Here is a 25936-nt window from a genome sequence, read left to right as displayed (position 1 = left end):
CCTCCGCGTGATGGGCCGTCAGGATATGCAAGACGGCCTGATCGGCTCGCTCGAGCTCGATATCTCGAAGGCGATCGCGACCGGCTGGCAGCCGCAGGTCACCCTCGAGAAGGGCTTGCGCCTGGCGGTGTCGGATCAGGAGCCCTGAGGCCGGGAGAAGCGGCGCAGCAGGAATCCGACGGCGAGCGCGCCGGCAACCAGCGCGAATGTGGTGATCGCCGGCGCGGCGGCGCGGATGGTGAGGATGGCGAGCCCGGCGAGCACGAGGTTGAGCAGGAAGACCTCGCCGATCACCCGCGGCACCGTGAAGCCGTTGTCGGTGGCGCGCTGGTAGAAATGCGTTCGGTGCGCCGACCAGAACGGTTCGCGCCGCGCGATCCGTCGAAACAGCGTGATGGTGGAATCGGCGAGATAGTAGGCCGGCAGCAGCAGCGCCGCGGCCGGCTGCCCGCGAAAGGCGAGCTCCAGCAGGCACCAGCCGAGCAGAAGGCCGATCGGCAGGCTGCCGACATCGCCCAGGAAGACTCTTGCGACCGGGCGGTTGAACGGCGCGAAGCCGAGCATGGCGCCGCACAGCGCCGTCGCGATCAGCGCGGCCGGCCACGGCAGCTCGCCGAGCCATCCGAGCAGCAGCAGCGCTGCGGTCACCGGCACCACTTCCGCTGCCGTCATCAGGTCGAGCCCGTCCATGAAGTTGACGAGGTTCACGAACCAAGTTCCGGCGAGCAGGATCAGACCGCGCTCCAGCGCAAGCGGCAGCGCCGGAACGATGCGCGCAGTCTCGGGCGCAGTGAATACCACGGCGCCGACGGCTGCCGCCTGCAGCACGAGCCGCAACAACACCGGCAGCGACACGATGTCGTCGGCGAATCCGACCAGCGCGATCAGGATCGTCGCGCCGACCAGCGCCGGCGGGATCGCGACGTTTGCGACACTCGCAAAGAGCAAGGCGATGATGAGCGTCGCGGCGATCACCGCGATGCCCGCACCCTGCGGGGTTGGGATGCGATGCGAGGACCGCGCGTTCGGCCGCGCCAGCGCATAGCGCTGGAGCAGGGGACGGCTGGTCCAGGTGATGAGCGCCGACATCAGCGCGGCGATTGCGACGGCAAGCAGCGAGGGCACGGCGGCGAGGGCGTTGGCGGCCGGGCTCACTTGGGCACCCCGATCGGCGCCGACCCTTGGGCGGCCTTCTCCGCGCTGAGGATCCAGACAAGGCCGCCGATCGCCCCGACGATGAAGAACACAGCGCCGAACAGCAGCGAGACGTTGACGCCCTCGTTTGCGGCGAGTCCGGCGAAACCGAACGCGAGGCCCATCGTGGCTTCACGCACGCCCCAGCCTGCGATCGAGATCGGCATCATGGTGATCAGCATCACCGGCGGGACGAGCAGGAAGATCTGGCCGAAGCTGATCGGTGCCGCGATCGACTGCACCACGCACCAGGCGATGACGACGGCGAGCACGTGGACGAGGATCGACAGGATTGCGACGATCGGTCCGCGGCTGCGGCTGAAGATCACGCGATTGGCGACCACGGCACAGGCGTGGATGTGATGCGTGGCCCACCAGGTCTTCAGCCAGCGCCATTTCAAGGCGCCGAAGATCAGGAAGCCGATCCCGCCCGCCAGCGCCGCGAAGTCGAGGAGCAGCAGCGCCGAGCGTCCGTGCGGGTCGGTGATGAGGGTGTAGCTCCAGGGCAGGCTCGCGACGATGAGAACCGCGAGCGCGATCAAGCCGATCGCGCGGTCGACGAAGATCGAGTAGGTCGCCGCGCGCCAGCCAGGGCCGGCACGCGCGACCAGCCACAGCCGGACCGCATCGCCGCCGATCGCCGATGGCAGGGTCTGGTTGAAGAAGGCCCCGATCACGTTGTAGCGCATGGCCCGGCCGAGCTCGAGCGGCGCGCCGCATTCGGCGCTGATCTCGCGCCAGCGCAGCGCGCCGACGAAGATTTGCAGGAACGTGACCGCGATCGCCACGCCGATCCAGACCAGGCTGGTCACCGTGAAGCGCGAGAACAGTTCGGACAGGTCCACCTTGCGCAGCGCCAGATAGAGCAGCGCCGCGGAAATCAGGATCTTGGCCGCAGAAAGCAGGATTCGGCGCATCTCGCCCGCTTGAACAGGGTTTGCGAAGATTGGAGGCAACCCGACGCGAGGCGCCGAATTCGGCCGCCTTGGTATGGTTTTGGCGCCAATCTTGCAATAGCCGTGTGTCGTCAGCCGTCGGTAAGCCGTTGTGCAGCGGCGTCATGAAGGGGCCTCATGAGGAGCGGCAGGCCTATTGCGACCTCCACGATGCGGCGGCTAAACAGGCTCTGCGGGCAAGGGATCTCTGGGGGAACAGGATGACGGATCAGGCGATTTTGGTCACGGGCGCTGCCGGCTTCATCGGCTTTCACGTTGCCCGCCAGCTTTTGGCCGAAGGCCGATCCGTCGTCGGGCTCGACAATCTCAACAGCTATTACGATCCCGCGCTGAAGCGAGCGCGCCTTGAACTGCTCAAGAAGGAGCCCGGTTTCTCCTTCGTCGAGGTCGACCTCGCCGACCGTGACATGATCGCGGCGCTGTTTGCGCGACATCAATTTGCCAAGGTCGTGCATCTCGCGGCCCAGGCCGGCGTGCGCTACTCGATTGAGCAGCCGCATGCCTACGCCGATTCCAATCTCCAGGGCTTTCTCAACGTGCTCGAGGGCTGCCGCAACAATGGCTGTCGTCACCTCGTCTACGCATCGTCATCCTCCGTTTATGGCGCCAACACAAAAATGCCATTCGCCGTGCAGGACCGCACTGACCATCCGGTGAGCTTCTACGCCGCGACTAAGAAGGCGAACGAAGTGATGGCGCAGTCCTACAGCCATCTCTACCGGCTGCCGGTCACGGGCCTGCGCTTCTTTACCATCTACGGGCCGTGGGGACGGCCTGACATGGCCATGTTTCTCTTTGTACATGCCATTATGGCGGGCAGGCCGATCCGGCTCTTTAACCATGGCAGGATGCGCCGCGACTTCACCTATATTGATGACGTGACGCGTGTAGTATCCAGGCTGATCGATCTTGTGCCTGCGGACGATCCGGCTGCCGCAAATGCGCCGTCAAAGCTCTACAATGTCGGCAATCACCATCCGGAGGAACTGATGCACGTGGTCGGTCTTCTGGAGCGGGAACTGGGCCGGACGGCGATCAAAGAATTGCTGCCGATGCAGCCGGGAGATGTGCTGGAAACGTTCGCGGATGTCGAGGATCTGATGCGCGATACCGGCTTTGCGCCGTCGACGCCGATCGAGCATGGGGTCCGTAACTTTGTCACCTGGTATCGGGACTATTTCAAGGTTTGAGATGACGATGGACAAACGCATAATCCCCCTGATCATGTGCGGCGGTGCCGGCACGCGGCTGTGGCCAGCTTCGCGCGAGGTGCGGCCCAAGCAATTCCTGCCGCTGTTCGGCGCCCGCTCGACCTTCCAGGACACGCTGCTGCGCGTCTCGGATCCCTCGCTGTTCGACCGGCCGATCGTCATCACCAATGCCGCCTATCGCTTCATGGTGCTGGACCAACTCACCGAGATCGGGATCGAGGCTGACGTGATCCTCGAGCCGATGCGGCGCGATTCCGGACCTGCGATCGCTGCGGGTGCGGTGTTCGCGCAGAACCGCGCTAACGAGGCGATCGTGCTCGCGCTCGCCGCCGACCACGTGGTGCGGGACAATGCTGCTTTCGTCGCCGCCTGCCGCGAAGGCCTTGCGGCTGCGAATGCCGGGCGCATCGTCACGTTCGGCGTCAAGCCGGAGCGGCCGGCGACCGAATACGGCTATATCAACCCGGGCGAGGTGATATCGGGCGAGGTGCATGCGGTCGCGCGCTTCGTCGAGAAGCCGGATGCGGTGAAGGCATCGGACTACGTCAATTCCGGCTATCTCTGGAACAGCGGCAACTTCATGTTCCCGGCCGGCGTGCTGCTCGACGAATATCGCAGGGTCGATGCGGCGAGCATCGAGGCGGTTACGAGCGCCGTCACCAATGCCGGCCGCGATCTCGGCTTCGTGACGCTGGAGCCCGAGGCATTCGGCGCGGCGAAGGCGATCTCTATCGACTATGCGGTGATGGAAAAGACCTCGCGTGCAGCAGTCGTGCCGGTGTCCTGCGGCTGGTCCGATGTCGGCTCCTGGCTCGCGGTGTGGGAGTTGTCGGAGAAGGACGCGCAAGGCAACGCCGCGCACGGCACCGCGGTGTTCGAAGATTCCCGCAACTGCAACGTCACGACGGATTCCGCGCTGGTCGCGCTCGAAGGCGTCGACGATCTCGTGGTGGTCGCGACTGCGGACGCGGTGCTGGTCTCGCGCCAGAAGGACGCCAACGGCTTGAAGCGTCTGGTGGCCAAGCTGAAGGCGGTCGCGCCGAAGGTCACCGAGGAGCATCTCAAGGTGCACCGGCCCTGGGGCAGCTACCAGTCGGTCGACAACGGCGCGCGCCACCAGGTCAAGCGCATCGTGGTGAAGCCAGGCGGCCGCCTGTCGCTGCAGAAGCATCACCATCGTGCCGAGCACTGGATTGTGGTGCGCGGCACGGCACAGGTGACGGTCAACGACACCGTGAAAGCGGTGCACGAGAACGAGTCGATCTACATTCCGATGGGCGCCGTTCACCGGATGGAGAACCCCGGTAAAATCATGCTAGAGCTGATCGAGGTCCAGACGGGAAGCTATCTCGGGGAAGACGACATCATCCGGATTGAAGACGACTATCAAAGGTCGTAACCAGCAAGCTCCGAATCACGCGGCCCGGGTCGAAAGAGAGGCATCTGCTCCGGCTCAAGACCCGGGGAACGTGTAATTTTTTGAATCAAATCGTGTCCGGCTGGCTAGCGCGGCGTTCGCCACAAATGTGGCGCCCGTGCTAGAAGCGGCGCCGGGGATTTGGGTTGAATCGGGGTTCTATCAAATGAGTTCCAAAGGGTCTGCACCGGCAAAGGCCGGCCTGCGTGTCGGCGTCATTGGCGCAGGCGTGATGGGCAGCAACCACGCGCGCGTGCTTAGCGGCCTTCCCGGCGTCAGCCTGGTCGGCATCGTCGATCCTTCGCCGGTGCACCGGACGCGCACCACGGAGCTTGCGAACTGCCCGGGTTTCGAGACGCTCGACCAGCTCCTCGCCGAAGGCGCCGATGCCGTCACCATCGCGGCGCCGACCCATCTGCATCACGAGATCGCGCTCGCCTGCATCGCCAAGAACATCCACGTGCTTGTCGAGAAGCCGATCGCATCAACGGTCGAAGAGGGGCGTGAGATCGTCGCCGCCGCGCAAAAGGCCGGCGTCACGCTGATGATCGGTCATGTCGAGCGCTTCAATCCCGCGGTTGCCGCGGTCAAGCAGGCGATCGCGGGCGAGGACATCCTGTCGATCGCGATTACCCGCGTCGGCCCGTTCCCGCCGCGCATGTCCAATGTCGGCGTCGTCATCGACCTTGCCGTGCACGACATCGATCTGATCCGCTGGTTCACCGAGTCCGACATCGTTGAGGTGCAGCCGCAGCTGTCGAGCGCGGTCGCCGAGCGCGAGGACATTGCGCTGTTGCAGTTCCGCACCGAGAGCGGCGTGCTCGCCCACATCAACACCAACTGGCTGACGCCGTTCAAGGCGCGCAGCGTCACGGTTGCGACGCGCGGCAAATACGTGATGGGTGATCTGTTGACGCGCCAGGTCACCGAATGCTTCGGCTTCAAGCCTGACGGCAGCTATTCGATGCGGCATCTGCCGGTCGGCCATGACGAGCCGCTCCGCGCCGAGTTGATCGCGTTCTTGAAGGCAGTGGCTAACGGCGAGACGCCGGCGGTGACCGGCGACGAAGGCGTCGCCAGCCTCGAGATCGCGACGCGGTGCCTGGAGACGCCATCGCGGCCCGCGGCCACGGCGCCTGCCCGCAAGGCCCCGCGCCGCGTCGCCGGCTAATTCTTTATCCATGTCGACGTCTCAACTTCGCGAGAAAACCAGCAAGGCGCCATGAACCAGCATCTGTGTTCCGATCCCATTCCCTTCATCGATGTCGGCGCGCAGCGCCGCCGGCTCGGCGCCTCACTCGATGCCGCCGTGAAGCGGGTTCTCGACCATTGCCAGTTCGTCAACGGCCCTGAGGTCTTCGAGCTCGAGAAGCAGCTTGCGGCTTATTGCGGCGCCAAGCACGTGATCGGCTGCGCCAGCGGGACCGACGCGATCCTGATGGTGATGATGGCGAAGAATGTCGGGCCCGGCGATGTCGTGCTGTGTCCGTCCTTCACCTTCATCGCGACGGCGTCGCCGGTGGCGCGGACCGGCGCGACGCCGGTCTATGTCGACGTGGACGAGGCGACCTTCAACATGAGCCCGGAATCGCTGAAGCGCGGCATCGTGACTGCCCGCAAGGCGGGGCTGAAGCCGGTCGCGGTCATTCCGGTCGACCTGTTCGGCCAGCCTGCCGATCACGATTCCATCGCCGAAATCGCCAGGGCCGAAGGGCTGTTCGTGCTCGACGACGCCGCGCAAGCGTTCGGCGCGAGCTACAAAGGCCGCAAGCTCGGCACGCTCGCGCTCGCCACCGCGACCAGCTTCTTTCCGGCCAAACCGCTCGGCTGCTTCGGCGACGGCGGCGCGATCTTCACCGATGACGACGAGCTTGCCGCGACGCTGCGCAGCATCCGCGTGCACGGGCAGGGCGTCGACAAATACGACAACGTCCGCCTCGGTCTGACCGGCCGGCTCGACACCATGCAAGCCGCGATCCTGATCGAGAAGCTGAAGATTTTCGACGACGAGATCGCCGCCCGCAACAGGGTTGCGGAACGTTACGCGCGTGGCCTGTCCAATGTCGTCACCGTGCCGCGTCTTAGCTCCGGCAACACATCGGTGTGGGCGCAGTACACCGTCCGCTTGCCTGAAGGCACGGACCGCGACGGTTTTGCCGCCGCGCTGAAAGCCCAGGGCGTGCCGACCGCGATCTATTACGGCAAGTCGATGCATCAGCAGACCGCCTACAGGCACTATCCGGTCGCAGAAGGCGGCCTGCCCGGCTGCGAGAGCCTGTCGCAGGACGTCATCAGCCTGCCGATGCACGCTTATTTGACGGAAGCGGACCAAGAGCGGGTCATCGCCGCCGTGCGCGGTGCGCTGGCGGGCTGAGTTCTGGGTTTGGCTCTTCGTTCCCTCTCCCCGTGTGGGAGAGGGTGGCTCGCCGCGTAAGCGGCGAGACGGGTGAGGGGTCCCTCTCCGCAACGAAAGCTGGGAGAGAAACCCCTCACCCCCATGAGCTTGTGTCTACCTGCGGAGCAGCCCTCTCCCACAAGGGGAGAGGGCGCAGTAATGCGCATCGCAAGATGCAATCGACCTCCGCCCGATAAGCCTCTAGAACGGTCCGCATGCTCGGACGCATCTTCACGGTTGGCGGTTACACGCTGCTCTCGCGGGTGACGGGATTTGCCCGCGACATCATGCTCGCGGCGATTCTCGGCGCCGGCCCCATGGCCGACGCCTTCTTCGTGGCGCTGCGGCTGCCCAATCATTTCCGCGCGATCTTCGCCGAGGGCGCCTTCAATGCGGCCTGGGTGCCGGCCTATGCCCACGTTCACGGCGAGCGCGGGGAGGGGGCGGCCCGACTGTTTGCCGATCGCATCTTCACGCTGCTGCTGGCTTCGCAAATCGTGCTGCTGATCCTCGCCTGGCTGTTCATGCCGCAAGCCATGAGCATACTTGCGCCGGGCTTTTCCGAGGATGCCGAGCAGCGCAAGCTCGCGATCGAGCTGACCCGGATCACGTTTCCCTATCTCCTGCTGCTCACGCTGGTGACGCTCTATGGCGGCATGCTCAACGTGATGCAGCGCTTTGCCAGCGCCGCGGCGGCGTCGATCTTTCTCAATATCTCGATGATGATGACGTTGGCGGTCGCCGTCTGGTTTCCGACCGCAGGACACGCGGCGGCGTGGGGCGTGCTGATCTCCGGCTTCCTGCAATATGTCCTGCTCGCCGGTGATCTGGCCCGCCACGGCGGCCTGCCGCGCTTCGCATCGCTCAGGCTCGATGAAGACGTCCGTGGCTTCTTCAAAGCGCTAGGCCCGGCGACTCTGGGCTCGATGGGCACGCAAGTCGCGCTGTTCGCCGACACCATCATCGCGACGTTCCTGCCTGCAGGCGCGCTGTCGGCGCTCTATTACGCCGACCGCCTCAACCAACTGCCGATCGGCGTGATCGGCATCGCCATCGGTACGGTGCTGTTGCCAGAGATGTCGCGGCGGATCACCGCCAGCGACCATGACGGAGCGATGAAGGCGCAACGCCGGGCCTTCGACTTCACGCTGCTGTTCTCAGTGCCGTTCGTCGCGGCCTTCATCACCGTTCCTGACGCGATCATGCGCGCGCTGTTCGCCCGCGGGGCGTTCTCGAAGGCCGATGCGGCCGCGGCAGGTGCAACGCTCGCCGCCTACGCGATCGGCCTGATCCCCTTCGTGCTGATCCGCAGCGCGGTCGCGACTTTCTATGCGCGCAAGGATACGGCAACGCCGGTCCGGGCGTCGCTGACCGGCATCGCGGTCAATGTCGCCCTGAAGGTTGTCCTGATGGGATCGCTCGCCCAGATTGGTCTCGCGCTCGCGACAGCCGTCGGTGTCTGGACCAATTTGCTGCTGGTGCTGTTCTTCGCCGTGCGGCGAGGCTTTCTCGTGCTGGACCGCGCCTGGCTATTGTCGGTCGCCAAATTCCTGCTAACCGGCCTCATCCTGGCCGCTGCCTTCTGGCTGATCGCGCGCTTCAGCGCGACGACTTTTCCCTCCACGCAGGCGTTCCGGGACGAATTGACGCTGGTCTTGTTGGCCGTCGGGGGCACAATCGTCTACGCGGTCGCGATCCTCATCCTGTTCGGTCGCAGTTGGTTGGTCGCGCTGGTGCGAAGCTAGGCGTCTTCCGATAAGTTTGTCCTGTCCGCTCTACCCGCGGATGAGGACCTGCGTTAAACGTGAGCGCATTTCGCGGGCCAAACGGCGACATTCCCTTTTGGGTCTGATACGCTAGTCACCAACGGAGCCATCGATACAAGAACATGAGTGGCATCAAGCAAGGATGGCTGCAACAAGGTTGCGAGCGCGTCGAAGACGAATTCGCTTGAGCGAAGGGCTCGCCTTGAGAGTGCAACCAGCCTTCGCACATCTCTTGATTTTGCGCGATTGCCGTGGTATTGGCACTCCATGATCAAATGCTCGCGCACCATCAACCGCAACCACATGACCCGCTTCGGCTGGGCCGTGGAAGGAGTCGTGCGCTAGGATTTCGACGACGACATCTTCTCCACCAGGCCCCGCCGGTATCGGACGGGGCCTTTTGTTTGGCCACGCTCCCTGCCGGTACAACAGCAGGAGCATGCGATGCCACCACAAGCGACGAACATCACGTCCGAGACGGAGGGCGATGCCGCACGGCTCCCCTTCGACCTCGCCATCGTCCTTCGCCTGCTCAGGCGATATTGGCGTTCACTTCAGGCGTGGCGGCCGCCCTCGCGGGTGGACCTTGCACGACCTGAGCGACAGGGAGCTGATGGATATCGGCCTGACGCGTAGCGAGATCGACTGCATCGCGCCCGAACGCGCCATCGAGAGGTTGAGAGACAGCACGAGAACTCTGTGGGGCCGTGGTGCGATGTGACAGGCCACAAATCCCTGTCGATACCGTCCTTCGCATTCATGAAAGAAAGATGGCGCTGCGAGCGCTCAGCTGAAGGTCGAAATCCGACGATTGACGGTCGATGATCTGAATCTCTTTCGCGAAATTCGCGCGGAGGCACTTCAGAAGCACCCGCAAACGTTTGGATCGCCCGAAGAGGGCGAAGGCGGTGACGCCATGGTGGCGGCTTATCGCAATTGGCTCAGCGGTACTGTCCTCGGTGCTTTTGGATGCGGGAGCTTGATCGGAATCGCGGGCTTTTATGTCTCAGCGGACAAAAGATCACAGCACAGAGGCCACATCTTCACGGTCTACGTGAAGCAAAATAGTCGAGGTAGCGGTGTCGGGGATCGGCTCATCAAAGAGCTTCTTGCCCATGCCGAGGCCCGTGTCGAACAGGTGCATCTTGCCGTGGTGTCGACCGAAATCGCTGCAATCAAGACCTACAAGCGCAACGGGTTCGAGATCTACGGCACAGATCCCCGTGTCGTTCGCATAGGAGACGCCATGTATGACTATTACCTTATGATAAAGAGATTCAGTCATTAACGTCGGTTTTTGGCGCGGCCTATCGGGGTGGATGGGGTCGGGCGCGTTGAGGAGGTCAGCAGAATATCGACCTCCAGGGGAAACGTGCGAGCTCCGGCCTTTGGCGCAGTCCCGCCATGACGGGCAGGCGGTGCCTTTTTCCGTCCTGCGCCAATGTGCGTGGCTAAACCCGTTTGCCTTGCCAGTTTTTCCACGGCAATATGCCGGCAAAACAACCATGAGAACGGGAAGATAAAATGGCGGCTCCCATCAAGTTCGGCGTTGGCCAAAGCGTGCTGCGCAAAGAGGATGACGCACTCATCCGCGGCAAGGGCCGCTACACCGACGATTACGCGCCGCAGGCCGCGCTCCGCTGCTTGATGCTGCGCTCGCCGCATGCGCATGCCAAATACACGATCGACGTGAGCCGCGCCCGCGGCTTGCCGGGCGTCGCGCTCATCCTGACCGCAGATGACGTTGCGGATCTCGGCAATCTGCCCTGCCTGTTCAACCTCGAGACGGATCCCTTCACCGGCCCGCCTTACCCGATCCTGGCCAAGGATGAGGTGCGCCATGTCGGCGATGCCGTCGCCTTCGTCGTCGCCGAGACCATCGACCAGGCCCGCGACGCGATCGAGGCGATCGAGGTCAAATGGAGCCCGCTGCCGGCGGTGACCGGTGTCGTGAACGCCGTGAAGCCCGGAGCCCCGCAGGTTTGGCCGGACAAGCCCGGCAACGTGCTGTTCGACGTCTCGATCGGCGACAAGAAAGCGACCGAAGCCGCCTTCGCCAAGGCGCATGCAGTCGCCGAAATCTCCATCGTCAATCCGCGCGTGGTCGCGAGCTTCATGGAGACGCGCGCGGCCGTGTGCGAATACGACGCCAAGCGCGACCATCTGACGCTCACCGTCGGCAGCCAGGGCAGCCATCGCCTGCGCGACATCCTCTGCCAGAACGTGCTGAATATCCCCACCGACAAGATGCGGGTGATCTGCCCCGACGTCGGCGGCGGCTTCGGCACAAAACTGTTTCCCTATCGGGAATACGCCCTGATGGCAGTCGCCGCGCGACAGCTGAAGAAGGCGGTGAAGTGGGCGGCCGACCGCACCGAGCATTTCATGGGCGACGCGCAGGGCCGCGACAACGTCACCACCGCGAAGATGGCGCTGGCCGAGGACGGCAAGTTCCTCGCGATGGATTGCGACCTGATGGGCGACATGGGCGCGTATCTGTCGACCTTCGGGCCCTACATCCCGCATGGCGGGGCCGGCATGCTGCCTGGCCTCTACGACATCCAGGCCTTCCACTGCCGGGTGCGCACCATCTTCACCCACAGCGTGCCGGTCGATGCCTATCGCGGCGCCGGGCGGCCGGAGGCGGCCTATGTCATCGAACGCCTCGTCGACGCCTGCGCGCGAAAGCTTGACATGACGCCGGACGCCATCCGCCGCAAGAATTTCATCCCGCCGAAAGCGCTGCCCTACAAGACCGCGACCGGCAAGATCTACGATTCCGGCGACTTCGCCGCGCATCTCAAGCGCGCGATGGAGATCGCGGAATGGAAGGAGTTCGGAAAGCGCGCCAAAGCGGCCAAGAAGCAGGGGCTGATCCGCGGCATCGGCCTTGCCAGCTATGTCGAGATCTGTGGCGTGATGGGCGAAGAGACCGCCAATGTCCGTCTCGATCCCAATGGCGACGTCACCGTCCTGATCGGCACGCAATCGAGCGGGCAGGGCCATCAGACGGCCTATGCGCAGATTGTCGCCGAACAGTTCGGCCTGCCGCCGGAGCGTGTGCACATCCGCCAGGGCGACACCGACGAGATCGCGACAGGTCTCGGCACCGGCGGTTCAGCCTCGATACCCACCGGTGGCGTCTGCGTGGAGCGTGCTGCGGGCGAGCTGGGCAAGAAGCTGAAGGAGTTCGCAGCGCAGGCGCTGGAAGCGAGCGCGGGCGATCTCGAGATTACCGACGGCGTGATCCGGATCGCCGGCACCGACCGCTCGATCTCCTTCGCCGACCTCGCCAAGCGGCCCGGCGCCGATCCGTCGAAGCTGAACGGCAGCGCGACCTTCGCCAGCACCGACGGCACCTATCCCAACGGCACGCATCTGGCGGAGGTCGAGATCGATCCGGCCACCGGCATCATCAAAATCGTCAACTATGCGATCGTCGATGATTTCGGCAAGACGCTCAATCCGCTGCTCTTGGCAGGGCAGGTGCATGGCGGCGCCATGCAGGGCATCGGCCAGGCCTTGATGGAGCAGGTGGTCTATGGCGCGGGCGACGGCCAGCTCATCACCGCGACCTTCATGGACTACGCGGTGCCGCGCGCGGCGGACGGGCCGGCCTTCGTGTTCGAGACCAACAACGTCCCCTGCAAGACCAACCCGCTGGGGGTCAAGGGGGCCGGCGAGGCCGGCGCGATCGGCTCTTGTCCCGCCGTCGTCAACGCCATCGTCGATGCGCTCTGGCGCGAATACAAGATCGACCATATCGACATGCCGGCAACGCCCGAGCGGGTGTGGATCGCGATCAACGAGCACCACCGGCGCCACAGCCTGTGATTCACGCGATGGAATGAACCCTGCCGACCGGTGTTGGCCTCAGGAGGGTCGGCACGATCCTGCATCATGGAAAAAGGGACTTTGCGAATGAAGCGAGCGTTGGTTGTCGGGGGCGCGTTCCTGTTCGGTATGGGCGCGGTTTGGGCGCAGCAGGACTCCGCCAAGGAAGTCCAAACCCTCATGAAGGGCAACGGCAAGAACGCCGGCGCGATGTCGGCGATGGTCAAGGGCGAGAAGCCCTATGATCAGGCTACGGTGAACAGCGCGCTGGCGCAGTTCGAGGATACCGCCAAGAAGCTGCCGAACCTGTTTCCGGCCAGCGCCAAGGGTGTGAAGCTCGATGGCGACTACAGCATCTCGCCGAAGGTCTGGGAGGACAAGGCCGGCTTCGACGCGAAGGTCGCGAGCTTTGCCAAGCTCGTCGGCGAGGCCAAGGCCAAGATCAAGGACCTCGACTCGCTCAAGGCGACGATGCCTGCAATCGGCAAGGAATGCGGCGGCTGCCACGAGACCTACCGCGTGAAGAACGGCTGACGCCAACATCATCCGGGGTACCGCGAATCGAAAAAGGGCGGTTGGCAAGCAGCCGCCTTTTTTTGCGTTGGCGCACGGCCCAGCGCGAAATCCCGTCCGCAAGGCCTGACGGATCGCCGTGAGAGCGGTTATCTTTGCTCCAGCCGCGGCGGCATTGATGTGAGCTGTTGCATGCTGGCGCATCTCGCGCCTGACTGCCTCATGACATCAGGGTTCCAACGCCCGGCGAGGAACTGAAGCAACAGCGAGACAAGCCATGGCAAAACCGTTCCCGTCGAAGACGCACATCGGCAACCATATGCTGCATCCGGAAACCTTGATGCTGACCTATGGCTATGATCCGCAACTATCGGAAGGCGCCATCAAGCCGCCGGTGTTCCTGACCTCGACCTTCGTCTTCAAGACGGCCGATGACGGCCAGGACTTCTTCGATTTCGTCGCCGGCCGGCGCGAGCCGCCGGAAGGGATGGGCGCGGGCCTGGTCTATTCGCGCTTCAATCATCCCAACAGCGAGATTGTCGAGGACCGGCTCTCGATCTACGAACGCACCGAGAGCTGCGCCCTGTTCTCATCCGGCATGGCGGCCATCGCGACGACGATCCTTGCCTTCGTCCGCCCAGGCGACGTCATTCTGCACTCGCAGCCGCTCTATGGTGGGACGGAAACCCTGCTGACGAATACGCTTGCGCGTCTGTCGATCGGCGCCGTCGGCTTCGCCGATGGCGTTGACGAAGCTGCGGTCAGCGAGGCCTCGGCGGAGGCCATGCGCAAGGGCCGGGTGTCGATGATTCTGATCGAAACTCCCGCCAATCCGACCAACGGGCTGGTGGACATTGCGATGATGCGCCGTGTCGCTGAGGCCGTCGGGAAGAGCCAGGGGCACACACCGATCATCGCCTGCGACAATACGCTGCTCGGACCGGTGTTTCAGCGGCCGATCGAGCATGGCGCGGACATTTCCTTGTACTCGCTGACGAAATATGTCGGCGGTCATTCCGACCTGATCGCGGGCGCCGCGCTCGGCTCCAAAGCAATCATGAAGGGCATCAAGGCGCTGCGCGGCGCCATCGGCACCCAGCTCGATCCGCATTCCTGCTGGATGATCAACCGGTCGCTGGAGACGCTGAGCCTGCGCATGGAAAAGGCCGACGCGAATGCGCGCCTCGTGGCCGACTTTTTGCGCGATCACGCCAAGGTGGCGAAGGTCCATTATCTCGGTCACCACGAGGATACGTCGCCCGCCGGACGCGTGTTCGCACAGCAGTGCTCGGGGGCCGGCTCCACGTTCTCGTTCGACATCGTGGGCGGCAAGGACGCGGCCGTCAAATTTCTCGACGCGCTCCAGATCTTCAAGCTCGCGGTGAGCCTCGGCGGAACGGAATCGCTTGCCAGCCTGCCCGCGACGATGACCCATTCCGGCGTTCCCGCCGACATCCGCCGGAAAATCGGTGTCCTCGATTCCACGATCCGGCTGTCGATCGGCATCGAACATCCGTCGGACCTGATCGCAGATCTCACGCAGGCACTGAACGCGGCTTGAGCGTGGCGAGAATCGAACAGGCCGGGCGCCCCTCCTGCGCCCGGCCCTTCCGCGACGACGCAGCGTTTGCGCTTACTTCGTCACTTGGCCGCGGATCTCGCCGCCGGGGTTCGCCGCCGTGTGGATGTTGATGTAGTACTTGCCGCCGAGCAGATCGGCGGCCTGCGCCTCGGTGAGCGTCGCTTCGCCTTTGACCGGGCTCGATGTCGCATTCGGGATCGCGACCGCAACGCCGGCGTTCTTGCCCGCTTCGGCCGGGCCATGAAAATGAGCGGCTGTGGCAGGGCCAGAGAGCCCGGAATAGGTGACAGTCCAGGACAATTTCTTGCTGGCGGCATCGTAGTCCAGATCGGCCGTTCCGGTGCCGCTGCTGGTCGTTGCCGGCACCTCGGACTTGGCATCGAGCGTTGCTTTCAGCTTTTCGGCGCTGGCCGGCCCTGCGAAAGCAGCGGCCGCGAGCACTGACACGGCGATGACGGTCTTGTTCATAACATTCTCCCTGCTGAACCCGTTTGGGCTGCTAAACTTCCAACAGCCGATGTTTCAGTTTATTCCCGTCTCCAGCCGGGGCAGGCTAAATTCTTCGTGGCTGGAGCCGCGCGCAGATCGGTCGTAGGTTCGCCGCCAGAACGAATGGACGTGCATGTTGCAACGAACAATTCTCGTGGCGCTGCTTGCCGCGCTTGCCGCAGGTGGCGTCTATTGGTGGCTCAGCGCGCCCGTAGTGGCAGCCGCGAGCACCACGCCGCCGCACGCGCCTGATCTTGCCAATGGCGAGGTGATGTTCAACGCCGGCGGCTGCGCGTCCTGCCATGCCGTTCCCAATCAGCCTGATCGTCTCAGGCTCGGTGGCGGCGTCGCGATCAAGTCGCCGTTCGGAACGTTTCACGCGCCGAACATCTCGCCCGATCCGAATGACGGCATCGGCAAATGGAACGACGCGGATTTCGTCAACGCGGTGATGCACGGGGTCTCGCCGGCCGGGCAGCACTATTTTCCGGCGTTTCCGTATACGTCCTATCGGCACGCCAGACGTGAGGATGTGCTCGACCTCTTTGCCTATCTGAAAACGCTACCGCCTGTTGCGGGCAAGGTGCGCGACCATGATGTCAGTTTTCCCTTCAACATCCGGCGCAATGTCGGCATCTGGAAATTCTTATTTCTGGACGGCAAGCCCTTCGTCGCCGACGGCGCGAAGTCGCCGGCATGGAATCGCGGCGCCTATCTCGTGAACAGTTTGGGCCATTGCGCCGAATGCCACAGCCCGCGCAACGCGCTTGGCGGCATCATCGCGAGCGAGCGGTTTGCCGGCGGGCCCAATCCGGAAGGCGAGGGCTGGGTCCCCAACATCACCCAGAAGCGCCTTGGCGAGTGGAGCGCGAAGGACATCGCCTATTTCCTCAAAACTGGCGAACTGCCCGATGGCGACAGCGTCGGCGGCGCAATGACGCGCGTGATCAAGAACACCTCGCAACTGCCGGACGCGGATCTCGCGGCAATGGCGGAGTACGTCAAATCGCTGCCGCCGGTGGACGGCCCGATGCCGCCCAAGCGCAAGCAGGGCAGCTAGTGCGTGATGAAGGTTAGCTCGATCCTGAGACTGTAACCCCTCACGCGGATCGCATCTATCGATGCGATCCGACCTCTCCCTCCGGGAGAGGTGAACCGTTGGCTCGCACGATATAAACCAAACTTATCCCGCATCGATGACGCAGCGTTAGCCGGTGCCGAACGCCTTGAAGGTGATGATGGTGAGGGTGTCCTGGATGCCTGGCAGCACTTGCACCTTCTCGTTGACGAAATGGCCGATGTCGGTGTCCTTGTCGACGTAGAACTTCACCAGGAGGTCGTATTGACCGGCCGTGGAGTAGATCTCAGAGGCGATCTCGGCTTCCGCGAGCGCATTGGCGACCACATAGGACTGGCCGAGCTTGCATTTGATCTGGACGAAAAAGGGAACCATCGCGGTCACTCCGAAAGCACATCTAGCCGGCTAATAGGCCAAAATCGACCGGATTTAGCAAGCGAACTTGCCGCCCCCGATGCGGGTCCGGCGCTCAGAAGGTGACGGCCGCCGCGGCGAATGCATCCCTGAGCCGCTGCGCGAGCTCGATCTTGCGATACGGCTTGGTCAGCACGATCGCTTGCGCATGCGCGCGGCCCGGATTCAAGCTGGGCGCGATCCGCAAAGGCCATGATCATGCCGAAGCCCGAGCTCGTCCTGATCTCGACATTTGCGATTTGCGCGCAAGGCTCCCGCCAAATGGCTTTTCGGGTCCGGGCGGGCCTTAGCTGGAGCACGGCTGTGTAGCGAATCGGCGTGGCTTGCCGCTGGTCGCGCTTGCTGGTGTTCCACGGTCGCGCTAGGACAGGCCATGGCGGTGTCCGGATCAAGCAGATGTCTCCCGCGATGACGACGCCCGTGGCGCTCACCATCGCCGGCTCCGATTCGAGCGGGGGCGCCGGCATCCAGGCGGACCTGAAGACTTTTGCCGCGCTCGGCGTCTATGGCGCCTCCGCCATCACGGCGTTGACGGCGCAGAACACGCGCGGCGTCACGGGTATTCACGCGGTGCCGGCCGAGTTCGTCACCGCGCAGATCGATGCGGTGTTTTCCGATCTGGACGTCGGCGCTGTAAAAATCGGCATGGTGGCCCAGGCCGCCAGCATTGAGGCGATCGCGGCCGCGCTGTCGCGCTGGGCGCCCCGGCACGTGGTGCTCGATCCCGTGATGGTGGCAACATCCGGCGACCGGCTGCTGGCCTCCGAGGCCGTCAAGGCGTTGCGCGCGAGACTGATACCGCTGGCGTCGGTGATCACGCCGAACCTGCCCGAGGCCGCCGCGCTGCTCGATGCACCGGTCGCGGCCAACGAGGCCGAGATCGAAAGCCAGGGGCGCTGCCTTCTGGCGCTCGGCTGCCGCGCGGTCCTGATCAAGGGAGGACACGGCGAGGGCGCGGAGAGCGTCGACTATCTGGTTGATGCCGGCAACGCCATCGCGCTCGCGGCGCCCCGCCTTGCCACCAAGAACACCCATGGTACCGGCTGCTCGCTGTCCTCGGCCGTCGCGGCGGGTCTCGCCAGAGGCGAGGAGCTCGCGCAGGCGGTCCGCAGCGCCAAGGCCTGGATCAGCGCTGCGATTGGCGCCGCCGACCGCTTCAGCGTCGGCCACGGCCACGGGCCGATCCATCATTTCCATAAGTTCTACTGACGACCGCTCGCTCAAGCGGGAGAGGGAGCGCCTGCCCTCCGGGCTTCCAGTGCGAATCTGATCTTGGACGAGGCGCTGCGCGCCATGTCGCCTGATTGTCGCATGCGACTGATATTCGCAGGGCAGGCGAGGCAAGGCGTGATTCGTATCGGAACGTGCCTCAAGAGTTCAATCGGTCATCCCCCTGTCACGGGACATTGTTACAGGCTGGCGCATGGGAAGTTACGATGTGAGTGACGAGAGCCCGGAGCGGCGCTTTCGCACGTTGTTCATCTCCGACGTCCATCTCGGAGCCCGCGGTTCTCAAGCCGATCTTCTGCTGGACTTCCTGCGCTACCACGATGCCGACACCATCTATCTCGTCGGCGACATCGTCGACGGCTGGGCGCTGAAATCGAGCTGGCACTGGCCGCAATCCCATAACGACCTCGTCCAGAAGCTGCTGCGCAAGGCGCGCAAGGGCGCCAAGGTCATCTACATTCCCGGCAATCACGACGAGTTCCTGCGCAACTATTACGGCACGCATTTCGGCGGCATCGACGTGGTCGAGAACACCGTTCATACCGGCGTCGACGGCAAGCGCTATCTCGTCATTCACGGCGACATCTTCGACCTCGTGGTGCAGAACGCGCGCTGGCTCGCTCATCTCGGTGACAAGGCCTACGATTTCGCGATCCAGATGAACCGCCTCGTCAACTTCTTCCGCCGCTTGTTCGGCGTGCCCTATTGGTCGCTGTCGCAATGGGCCAAGCAGAAGGTCAAGAACGCCGTCAACTATATCGGCGCGTTCGAACAGGCGCTCGCCGCCGAAGCGCGACGTCACGACGCGGACGGCGTGATCTGCGGCCACATCCATTACGCTGTGATCCGCGACGAGGCCGGCATTCGCTACATGAATTGCGGCGACTGGGTCGAGAGCTGCACCGCGCTGGTCGAGCACGACGACGGCCGTTTCGAGATCATCACCTGGGCGGATCATTTGCAGAAGCCGGCAACCGTCCCGCAGGTCGCGGCAAGAGCTGCCTGATGCGCATCCTGGTCGCGACCGACGCCTGGCACCCGCAAGTCAACGGTGTGGTTCGGATGCTGACCAAGCTGGCCGACGCCGCAGAGGGGCTCGGCGTCGCGTTCACGTTCCTGACGCCGCAATCGTTCCGCACCTTTGCGATGCCGAGCTATCGCGACGTGCGCCTCGCCATGCCGCGCCCGGCGCGAATTGCAAAGCTGATCGAAGAAGCACGCCCGGACAGCATCCACATCGCGACGGAGGGGCCGATCGGCCTGATGGTCCGCCGCTATTGCCGCCAGCGCAAGCTGCCGTTCACGACCAGCTTCCATACCCGCTTTCCAGAATATGTCCGAGCTCGCGTGCCGGTGCCGGGCTCGCTGATCTGGCGCGCGCTGCGCCGCTTCCATGCGCCCAGCCGCGCCGTGATGGCGGCGACGCCTGCGCTCGCGCGCGAGCTCGCCGAGCGCGGCTTCGACAATGTCGTGCTGTGGCCGCGCGGCGTCGACACCCATTTGTTCCATCCCCGCGCGATCGACCTCTGTCTGCCGGCGCCGGTGTTCCTCTCGGTCGGCCGGGTCGCGGTGGAGAAGAACCTCGAGGCCTTTCTCGACCTCGACCTGCCCGGCACCAAGGTGATCGTCGGTGACGGTCCGGCGCGTGCCTCGCTCGAAGAGGCCTATCCCGATGCGATCTTCCTCGGCGAGAAGCACGGCGAGGCGCTGGCGGAAATCTATGCTGCGGCCGACGTCTTCGTGTTCCCGAGCAAGACCGACACGTTCGGCCTGGTCCTGCTGGAGGCTCTCGCGAGTGGCCTGCCGGTGGCGGCCTTTCCGGTGAAGGGGCCCCGCGACGTGATCGGCCATGCGCCGGTCGGCGCGCTCGATCACGATCTGCGCAACGCCTGCTTTGCCGCGCTCGACATCTCCAGGCAGGACTGCGTCGCGTTCGCCGCCAATTACACCTGGGAGGGGTCGGCCCGGGCCTTCGTGGCCAGCATCGAGGCGCTGGGCGCGGTGCTGCCCTGCCGGAACGGGGCGGAACAGCCGCGCTTCGTGGCCTAATCGACCAAAAATCCTCGCGGGGAGGTGTCTTGCTCGCGGCTCCCAGGCCGCGATAAGGTCTGATATGACCGAACAGCTCCTCCCGGTCGGCCCCGCCGACATCGACGCCGCAGCGCGCGTGATCGCGCCTTACGCCATCCGCACCCCGCTGTTGTCTTTCCCCGTGCTCAACGAGCGCGTCGGCGCAAAGGTCTTCCTGAAGCCGGAGATGCTCCAGCGCACCGGCTCGTTCAAGTTCCGCGGTGCCTTCAACAAGGTATTCTCGATCCCGCAGGACAAGCGCGCCGGCGGCATCGTCGCATTCTCCTCCGGCAACCACGCCCAGGGCGTGGCCGCCGCGGCGAAGATCCTCGACATGCAGGCGACCATCGTGATGCCAGCGGATGCGCCGCTGTCCAAGCGCGAGCGCACCAAATCCTACGGCGCCGAGGTCGTGCTGTACGATCGCGACCGCGACGACCGCGAGGCGATCTCGCGCGGCATTGCCGAGAAGCGCGGTGCGACGCTGGTCAAGCCGTATGACGATCCCTTCGTGATTGCGGGGCAGGGCACCGCCGGCCGCGAGATCGCCGAGGACATGGCGGGCCTCGGCCTTGCCCCCGACGTCGTGGTGGCACCGGCTTCCGGCGGCGGCCTGATCGCGGGCGTCGCGACGGCCGTGAAGGCGCGCTATCCGCTGGCCGAAATCGTGGTCGCGGAGCCCGAGGCGTTCGACGATCACGGCATTTCGCTGACCGCGGGTCATCGCGAGCCGCATCCGCCGGCAGGCCGCACCATCTGCGATGCGCTGATGGCCCTGATGCCCGGCGAGATGACGTTTGCGATCAACAGCAAGCTGCTCGCGCGCGGTGTCACCGCGTCGGATACCGAAGTCGGTGCTGCCGTGGCGTTTGCCTATCGCGAGCTCAAGCTCGTGGTGGAGCCGGGCGGCGCCGTGGGCCTTGCCGCGCTGCTGGCGGGACGTCTCGACGTCGCCGGCAAGAACGTCGTCATCGTGCTCTCCGGCGGCAATGTCGATGCGGATCTGTTCGCCGAGCTGGTGGCTTAATGGATTCCGGGCTTGCGCCTCTAGGCGCATGCCGGAATGACGATGTGCAAGAGCTGACGTGAAGAAGGGGCAGAGCGTTGCCGCTCTACCCGTTTTGCATTTGTGGCTTGGCGGATTCAGCTGGCCCCTTGCTCGGTGCAACCTCTCCCGCTTGCGGGGGAGGTCGGCGCGAAGCGCCGGGTGGGGGCTCTTTCCTTTTGCGAGGGCCTCGACTGTGGAAGCACCCTCTCCCCAAACCTCCCCCGCAAGCGGGGGAGGGCGCGCACCTTCTCCGCGCGGTCAGTGCATGAAGCTCCGGCGATTGTTACCGCCCATGCTCGGCGCCTCGTTCATCGACTGGCGAAAGTTGTTGCCGCTGTTGACCATGCGGGTCGGCATCGTGTTGAGCTGCGGACGATTGTTCGCCACGTTGTTCTGGACCTGCACCTTGTTCAGCGGATTGTTGTTGAGCTTCACGATACCGGTGTTGCCATTGTTGATGCGGATCGGGTGGTTCGGGGTCTGAACGTTGACCGGCTTCGGCTCGACGTTCGGGCCGCCCTTGCCGACATTGACCGGCATGCTCACGATCTTGCCGGGTTTGCCGTTGGCGTTGCCGCCATTCGGCATGGTGTTGGTCGGCGCAGGCAGGGTGACGATCTTGCCCGGGGTCTGCGATGGCGTGCCGTTCTGCTGGTTCGGCTGGTTGTTGCCTGCCGGCAGGTTGACGATGTGGCCGCCATTGCCGAGCTTGCCGATCACATTGCCGTCGAGCGGCTTCTGCACGACCGGCAGATTGCCGTTCACATGCGCGCCGCCATTGCCCTGCTGCATCAGCGGCATGTATTTGGGCTGACCAACATCGCCGATCTTGAGCGTCGGGGCGATGTTCTGCGGCGCCAGGAATTTGGTCGCCTGCATCAACGGGATCTCCTTCGGCTGCGCCTGCAGCTTCAGCGCGACTTGCGCATAGGGGCTGTTGCTGAAGCTGTCATGGAAGCTCTTGTAGCCAACAGGCGAATTCGCAAGCACAGCCTTGTGCCAGGCCTGCGAGATCAGGAGATTGTTGAGCAGCCAGCGGACGTGGTCGCAAAGCGGGTCGTGCGGGTACATCTGGATGAACTCCTGATAATATTCCGGCCGGCCCTCGGACACGACGTAATCATAAGCCTGGCGGGTCGAGCGGCTCGGCAGGTTGGAGGCCATCTGCACCACCGGCGCTTTCACTGGCGCGCGGTTGGCGGCAACGGCGGTGTCGCCGAAGAAGGTGAAATCCGAGGTCAGCGACGAGCTTTCCCACGGGATCTGCGCGCCGCTGGTGGTCTGGTTCACTTGCAGGCGCACGCGCTTGAACAGCTGCTCGATTGGCACGTTGGGCTCGCGCGCGACGTTCAGGAAGGCCTGCGTGTAGGGGCTGTGGCCGTTGGTGCCGTCGAGCGCTTCGGCCCCCGGCGCGGTCGAGTAGCCGACGATCGAGCCGTTCGGCGCATCGACGATGGCAAGGCCGCGGCCGGCGTCGTTGACCTGGGGGAAGGGGTTGTTGCGGCAGGCATCGAGGATGACGATGCGCATGCGGCTCGGGATCGTCTCCAGCGTCGACATCACATCGACCAGGCGCACCGAATTGTTAACGAGCTCGGTCGGGCTCGACACGTTGGCGTCGACGGGAACGAGATAGTTTTCGCCGGCGAGCTGCACGCCGTGACCGGCGTAGTAGACCATCGCCACCGTGTTCGGACCGCGCGAAGCGACCTTGGCGGAAAAGTCCTGGACGACGCGCAGCATGTCGTTCTGGGTCAAGTCGGTCGCGGCGACCACTTCGAAGCCGGCCGAGTTCAAGAACTGCGCCATCGATTGCGCGTCATCGTCGGGGTTCGCAAGGTGCGGCGCGTTCTGGTAGTTCGCATTACCGATCACCAGCGCCACCCGCTGCTCCGGGCCTTGCAGCGCAGTGGGAGCCGGTGCAACCGGGGCGACTTGCGCGGAAGCGGGCCCGCAGGCGAAGCCGAACAGGCTTCCCAGGAGACCCGCAATCATCAGGAAATGCTTTAGGCGGAACATGGCGTGCTCCTTTGGCACTCATCTCGATGCGAGATTGGTTGCGAAGGAGCCTGACCGCGTTCGAGTTTGACGTCCGTGATCACGATCACGATGGTAGGCTCCGTGATCTGAATCACGTTTGGAACCTGCTATGATTGGCCATCGCTTGGGAGGACAGTCCGTCACATGCTGAAATCGATCGATCCGATCCTGACGCCGGACCTGCTCTGGCTGCTCGCCTCGATGGGCCACGGCGACGATCTCGTGGTCGTCGACGCCAACCATCCCGCAACCCGCATTGCCGCGGCGACCTCGTCGCAGCGCCTGATCCAGTTGCCGGGCATGCGCATGGAGACGGCCGTCCGCGCAATCATGACGCTCTATCCGCTCGACGATTTCGATCCCGATCCGGTGCGCGTGATGATGCCGGTGGACGATTCCGATCGAGTCCCGGACGTGCAGCGCGCCGTGTTGGCGGAGATCGAACGCGCGGCCGGCGGCCCCGTTGCTCCCGGCAAACTCTCACGGACGCATTTCTATCGCGCGGCGGCGGCGGGCTTCGGCGTCGTGCAGGTGGGCGACAGCCGAGCTTATGGCTGCTTCCTGATCCGCAAGGGCGTGATCAGCTAAGGAATCATTCTGCGCAACGTCGCGCAGAACTCTGCACCCGAATTTGAATGGCCTCCGCGCAACCGACCGACTATGGTCGATTCATGTCTCGCCTTGTGTGTCTATCTGTTGCTGTCATCCTGTCGCTGCTCCCTGCCGTCGCGCCGGCTGCGTCAATTCAAAAGCGGCCCAAGCCGGTCTGGCAAGGCTACGGCTTCCTGCCGGGCTATCGGCAGCCGCTCAGCAACAGCATCCCGCTCTACAAGCAGAAGGACGCAATGCGTCGCCTGTCGCGCGCCGACCGGCGCCACTGGTACATCGACCCGGTACCTCAGTATTACCGTTGGGATGGCGAGTGGCACTATTTCGGCCGCCCCGGCTTCGGGGGCGGCCGCTACAATGGCGGCAGTTTCGGGCCGTGCTGGACGCGAACGCCGATTGGCCCGATCTGGAATTGCGGGTGATTGCTCGCGCGGCGCTCTCGCGCCCCGGAGGCAGCGCAGCGCTCCTTCAGCGAAGCGCTGCAGAGCCGGGGCACCGCGGCCGATGCAGATGGGACCGCAACGGCGCTTTGGCGCTCCTGTCGCTATCCGAAGGCAAGCGGCGTGCCCTTTTGCCATGGGGATGTCCTTTATACATTCCGCAATTCTTTGGCGCGCAGCCCCTCCGCGTGGCGCATGGACTACTGTTCACAGTCGGCTGCGTGTGGATGGCCTTTGCCTTTGGCGGCGAGAGCAGCTCGACCCGAATCTCAGAGCCGCACCCCGATGGCCTGCGCGTTATGAAAAGGTCGGGTCGCGCCAAGGCCGGGGCGCGTCGTAGCGAGACACGTGCTCGAGGGTAGAATGGCGCGCCGCTAGTTCCTTCGCCACGGCGATTTGCATTACGGCGACAGTGCTTCAACTGGACTACGTCGGAGAGCTGGCCGGTTTTGGCGGCGATAGCATACTCCGAAATGGCGCGGCGCCCCGCCACCGACGCAGGAACGATTCAGAGCGCGCTCGCGCGGAGTGCCTCACACCCCTGACGAGGCTCCCACCGCACAGCACAATTGCTGTAGATATGACGACTGCGTGTCTTGACATCTGAGAGAAAAATTTCACCGAGAGTCGCACATCGAACCGACAGCGTCCGCTTGCTTCGCGCATGATGGCATCTCAGGGCCGGGGTTAAGAGCTCCTTTGAATCTGATCGAACACGGAAGCGGGGACATGTCCTCGCCTCCAGTCCCATGAGGCAAGTCAACCTCTCGGGAAATGATGCCGCTTGAGAACGAGGATGGTGCCGTGAGTGAAAGCGAAGTGAAAGTTGGACTGAACGGGACGAATGGTGACGCAATTCCGTTGTTCGGGTTCCCGAATATCCCATTGCCTAGCGCGATCGGCGGTTTCGCCGAGCAGGGGGTCGCCAGCGCACAGCAAGGCTGCGAGAAGATCAAGGTCGCGTCGGCGGAGATGGCGGAAGCGCTGTGTGAGACGTATTCGAGCAATGCCAAGGGCGCAACCGACTACGCGGCCAAGCTGATCGAAATGTCGAACGCCAATACGGTGTCCGCGATCGACTTCTTCGCGCAGGCCCTGGGTAGCAAGTCAGTCCCGGATGTTTTCACCTTGTCCGTTGCGCAAGCGCGCAAGACCTTCGACACCGCGTCCGCCCAGAACAAGGAATTGTGGGGGCTTGGGGAGAAGCTTGCGAAAGAAACCGGCGAGCCGATCAAGAAGTACTTCGCCAAGGTCCTGCATCCGCCCAGCTAAAAAGCTCTCGTCCAGGAGTCCTTCAGGAGGGAAACCGGCCCGTCGGAACAAGCCTCGCCACGAACATGCCCCCACATGCTCGACCGATAATGGCCAGGTGCGCGATGCCCCCCAAGTAGCCGCACCAATAAGAGGCGCAATCTGACGGGCCGGCCTTTGTTTCGGAATGCAAGCTGACGTGCAAAGGGAGGTCACATGGGAATGGTCATGATCAAATGCCCGCGAAGCGGCCGCGCTATCCCCACCGGCATCAAGGCCGATCGCGAGAGTTTTTTGCGCAGCATTGTGTTTTTCAGGCGCACCCATTGTCCGATCTGTCAGGCCGATCACGCCTGGTTTGCACAGGAAGGCTGGGTGGATGAGCCGAGCGCTCGCGCA

At 64.1% G+C, this 25936-nt stretch carries 22 protein-coding genes; 17 read left to right on the top strand and 5 right to left on the bottom strand.

What is annotated here, in order from left to right; translation table 11 throughout:
• Nucleotides 1-135: 135 nt before the first annotated feature.
• On the bottom strand, nt 136-1155 hold the full coding sequence (locus tag IVA91_RS06165; RefSeq protein ID WP_247449155.1) for a glycosyltransferase family 4 protein: 1020 nt from the start codon (nt 1153-1155) through the stop codon (nt 136-138).
• Nucleotides 1152-2111: a lysylphosphatidylglycerol synthase transmembrane domain-containing protein gene (locus IVA91_RS06160; protein ID WP_247449154.1), complete on the bottom strand. Its 960-nt coding sequence runs from the start codon at nt 2109-2111 to the stop codon at nt 1152-1154. Before IVA91_RS06160 ends, IVA91_RS06165 begins: the two co-directional genes overlap by 4 nt.
• 239 nt (nt 2112-2350) lie before the next feature.
• Between IVA91_RS06160 and IVA91_RS06155 the strand changes: the two genes are divergently transcribed.
• From IVA91_RS06155 to IVA91_RS06110, 9 genes are all read left to right on the top strand, one after another.
• On the top strand, nt 2351-3340 hold the full coding sequence (locus IVA91_RS06155) for an NAD-dependent epimerase (RefSeq protein ID WP_247449153.1): 990 nt from the start codon (nt 2351-2353) through the stop codon (nt 3338-3340).
• Nucleotides 3341-3347: 7 nt separating this feature from the next.
• Entirely contained in the window at nt 3348-4760 is a 1413-nt protein-coding gene (locus IVA91_RS06150) for a mannose-1-phosphate guanylyltransferase/mannose-6-phosphate isomerase (protein ID WP_247458465.1), read from the top strand.
• A 184-nt stretch (nt 4761-4944) separates the two neighbouring features.
• Complete coding sequence (locus IVA91_RS06145) at nt 4945-5949, top strand: Gfo/Idh/MocA family oxidoreductase (RefSeq protein ID WP_247458464.1); 1005 nt, start codon at nt 4945-4947, stop codon at nt 5947-5949.
• A gap of 51 nt (nt 5950-6000) precedes the next feature.
• Entirely contained in the window at nt 6001-7152 is a 1152-nt protein-coding gene (locus IVA91_RS06140; RefSeq protein ID WP_247458463.1) for a DegT/DnrJ/EryC1/StrS family aminotransferase, read from the top strand.
• 236 nt (nt 7153-7388) lie between these two features.
• Entirely contained in the window at nt 7389-8918 is a 1530-nt protein-coding gene (gene murJ, locus IVA91_RS06135; protein WP_247458462.1) for a murein biosynthesis integral membrane protein MurJ, read from the top strand.
• A gap of 832 nt (nt 8919-9750) precedes the next feature.
• The gene (locus IVA91_RS06125; protein ID WP_247458461.1) at nt 9751-10227 is read left to right on the top strand and encodes a GNAT family N-acetyltransferase; all 477 of its coding nucleotides are present in this window, start codon (nt 9751-9753) and stop codon (nt 10225-10227) included.
• Nucleotides 10228-10463: 236 nt separating this feature from the next.
• The gene (locus tag IVA91_RS06120; protein WP_247458460.1) at nt 10464-12773 is read left to right on the top strand and encodes a xanthine dehydrogenase family protein molybdopterin-binding subunit; all 2310 of its coding nucleotides are present in this window, start codon (nt 10464-10466) and stop codon (nt 12771-12773) included.
• Nucleotides 12774-12860: 87 nt separating this feature from the next.
• Nucleotides 12861-13307 (top strand): cytochrome c, encoded by a 447-nt coding sequence (locus IVA91_RS06115; RefSeq protein ID WP_247458459.1) that lies wholly within the window; start codon nt 12861-12863, stop codon nt 13305-13307.
• Between the two features lie 256 nt (nt 13308-13563).
• Complete coding sequence (locus IVA91_RS06110) at nt 13564-14847, top strand: cystathionine gamma-synthase family protein (RefSeq protein ID WP_247458458.1); 1284 nt, start codon at nt 13564-13566, stop codon at nt 14845-14847.
• 72 nt (nt 14848-14919) lie between these two features.
• On the opposite strand, the gene IVA91_RS06105 is transcribed toward IVA91_RS06110, so the two are convergent.
• Nucleotides 14920-15336, bottom strand: coding sequence for a CHRD domain-containing protein (locus IVA91_RS06105; RefSeq protein WP_247278726.1), 417 nt, complete (start codon nt 15334-15336; stop codon nt 14920-14922).
• 154 nt (nt 15337-15490) lie between these two features.
• Here IVA91_RS06105 and IVA91_RS06100 point away from each other — a divergent pair, with 154 nt between their 5' ends.
• Nucleotides 15491-16417, top strand: coding sequence for a cytochrome c (locus IVA91_RS06100; protein WP_247458457.1), 927 nt, complete (start codon nt 15491-15493; stop codon nt 16415-16417).
• A 147-nt stretch (nt 16418-16564) separates the two neighbouring features.
• Here IVA91_RS06100 and IVA91_RS06095 read toward each other — a convergent pair whose 3' ends face one another.
• The gene (locus tag IVA91_RS06095; RefSeq protein ID WP_061878884.1) at nt 16565-16810 is read right to left on the bottom strand and encodes an Lrp/AsnC family transcriptional regulator; all 246 of its coding nucleotides are present in this window, start codon (nt 16808-16810) and stop codon (nt 16565-16567) included.
• 447 nt (nt 16811-17257) lie between these two features.
• On the opposite strand from IVA91_RS06095, the gene thiD reads away from it, so the two are divergent.
• From thiD to IVA91_RS06075, 4 genes are all read left to right on the top strand, one after another.
• Nucleotides 17258-18058, top strand: a complete 801-nt coding sequence (thiD, locus tag IVA91_RS06090) for a bifunctional hydroxymethylpyrimidine kinase/phosphomethylpyrimidine kinase (RefSeq protein ID WP_247458466.1) — start codon at nt 17258-17260, stop codon at nt 18056-18058.
• Nucleotides 18059-18272: 214 nt separating this feature from the next.
• On the top strand, nt 18273-19085 hold the full coding sequence (locus tag IVA91_RS06085) for a UDP-2,3-diacylglucosamine diphosphatase (RefSeq protein ID WP_247458456.1): 813 nt from the start codon (nt 18273-18275) through the stop codon (nt 19083-19085).
• Nucleotides 19085-20128 carry a glycosyltransferase family 1 protein gene (locus IVA91_RS06080; RefSeq protein WP_247458455.1) on the top strand — a complete coding sequence of 348 codons (1044 nt, stop codon included), beginning with the start codon at nt 19085-19087 and terminating at the stop codon, nt 20126-20128. The genes IVA91_RS06085 and IVA91_RS06080 overlap by 1 nt, the downstream gene beginning before the upstream one ends.
• Nucleotides 20129-20192: 64 nt before the next feature.
• Nucleotides 20193-21176, top strand: coding sequence for a threonine/serine dehydratase (locus IVA91_RS06075; protein WP_247458454.1), 984 nt, complete (start codon nt 20193-20195; stop codon nt 21174-21176).
• 279 nt (nt 21177-21455) lie between these two features.
• Here the strand turns inward: IVA91_RS06075 and IVA91_RS06070 are convergent, their stop codons facing one another.
• Nucleotides 21456-23216, bottom strand: a complete 1761-nt coding sequence (locus tag IVA91_RS06070; RefSeq protein WP_247458453.1) for a caspase family protein — start codon at nt 23214-23216, stop codon at nt 21456-21458.
• A 165-nt stretch (nt 23217-23381) separates the two neighbouring features.
• Between IVA91_RS06070 and IVA91_RS06065 the strand changes: the two genes are divergently transcribed.
• The 3 genes from IVA91_RS06065 (at nt 23382) to IVA91_RS06055 (ending at nt 25558) form a co-directional block, all read left to right on the top strand.
• Nucleotides 23382-23825 (top strand): RbsD/FucU domain-containing protein, encoded by a 444-nt coding sequence (locus IVA91_RS06065; protein WP_247458452.1) that lies wholly within the window; start codon nt 23382-23384, stop codon nt 23823-23825.
• 83 nt (nt 23826-23908) lie between these two features.
• The gene (locus tag IVA91_RS06060; RefSeq protein WP_247458451.1) at nt 23909-24268 is read left to right on the top strand and encodes a hypothetical protein; all 360 of its coding nucleotides are present in this window, start codon (nt 23909-23911) and stop codon (nt 24266-24268) included.
• An 822-nt stretch (nt 24269-25090) separates the two neighbouring features.
• On the top strand, nt 25091-25558 hold the full coding sequence (locus IVA91_RS06055; protein WP_247458450.1) for a phasin family protein: 468 nt from the start codon (nt 25091-25093) through the stop codon (nt 25556-25558).
• Nucleotides 25559-25936 lie beyond the last annotated feature (378 nt).

The organism is Bradyrhizobium sp. 153, from assembly GCF_023073835.1.
GTDB lineage: Bacteria > Pseudomonadota > Alphaproteobacteria > Rhizobiales > Xanthobacteraceae > Bradyrhizobium.
Note: the sequence above shows the minus strand (reverse complement) of the source record. Positions and strands in the feature narration are given on the sequence as shown.

Coding starts and splice junctions, on each gene's coding strand:
- thiD (WP_247458466.1), top strand. CDS start 17,258: ATGACGACGCCCGTGGCGCTCACCATCGCCGGCTCCGATTCGAGCGGG.
- IVA91_RS06115 (WP_247458459.1), top strand. CDS start 12,861: ATGAAGCGAGCGTTGGTTGTCGGGGGCGCGTTCCTGTTCGGTATGGGC.
- IVA91_RS06140 (WP_247458463.1), top strand. CDS start 6,001: ATGAACCAGCATCTGTGTTCCGATCCCATTCCCTTCATCGATGTCGGC.
- IVA91_RS06100 (WP_247458457.1), top strand. CDS start 15,491: ATGTTGCAACGAACAATTCTCGTGGCGCTGCTTGCCGCGCTTGCCGCA.
- murJ (WP_247458462.1), top strand. CDS start 7,389: ATGCTCGGACGCATCTTCACGGTTGGCGGTTACACGCTGCTCTCGCGG.
- IVA91_RS06075 (WP_247458454.1), top strand. CDS start 20,193: ATGACCGAACAGCTCCTCCCGGTCGGCCCCGCCGACATCGACGCCGCA.
- IVA91_RS06160 (WP_247449154.1), bottom strand. CDS start 2,111: ATGCGCCGAATCCTGCTTTCTGCGGCCAAGATCCTGATTTCCGCGGCG.
- IVA91_RS06155 (WP_247449153.1), top strand. CDS start 2,351: ATGACGGATCAGGCGATTTTGGTCACGGGCGCTGCCGGCTTCATCGGC.
- IVA91_RS06070 (WP_247458453.1), bottom strand. CDS start 23,216: ATGTTCCGCCTAAAGCATTTCCTGATGATTGCGGGTCTCCTGGGAAGC.
- IVA91_RS06120 (WP_247458460.1), top strand. CDS start 10,464: ATGGCGGCTCCCATCAAGTTCGGCGTTGGCCAAAGCGTGCTGCGCAAA.
- IVA91_RS06145 (WP_247458464.1), top strand. CDS start 4,945: ATGAGTTCCAAAGGGTCTGCACCGGCAAAGGCCGGCCTGCGTGTCGGC.
- IVA91_RS06080 (WP_247458455.1), top strand. CDS start 19,085: ATGCGCATCCTGGTCGCGACCGACGCCTGGCACCCGCAAGTCAACGGT.
- IVA91_RS06105 (WP_247278726.1), bottom strand. CDS start 15,336: ATGAACAAGACCGTCATCGCCGTGTCAGTGCTCGCGGCCGCTGCTTTC.
- IVA91_RS06085 (WP_247458456.1), top strand. CDS start 18,273: ATGGGAAGTTACGATGTGAGTGACGAGAGCCCGGAGCGGCGCTTTCGC.
- IVA91_RS06150 (WP_247458465.1), top strand. CDS start 3,348: ATGGACAAACGCATAATCCCCCTGATCATGTGCGGCGGTGCCGGCACG.
- IVA91_RS06060 (WP_247458451.1), top strand. CDS start 23,909: ATGTCTCGCCTTGTGTGTCTATCTGTTGCTGTCATCCTGTCGCTGCTC.
- IVA91_RS06095 (WP_061878884.1), bottom strand. CDS start 16,810: ATGGTTCCCTTTTTCGTCCAGATCAAATGCAAGCTCGGCCAGTCCTAT.
- IVA91_RS06065 (WP_247458452.1), top strand. CDS start 23,382: ATGCTGAAATCGATCGATCCGATCCTGACGCCGGACCTGCTCTGGCTG.
- IVA91_RS06110 (WP_247458458.1), top strand. CDS start 13,564: ATGGCAAAACCGTTCCCGTCGAAGACGCACATCGGCAACCATATGCTG.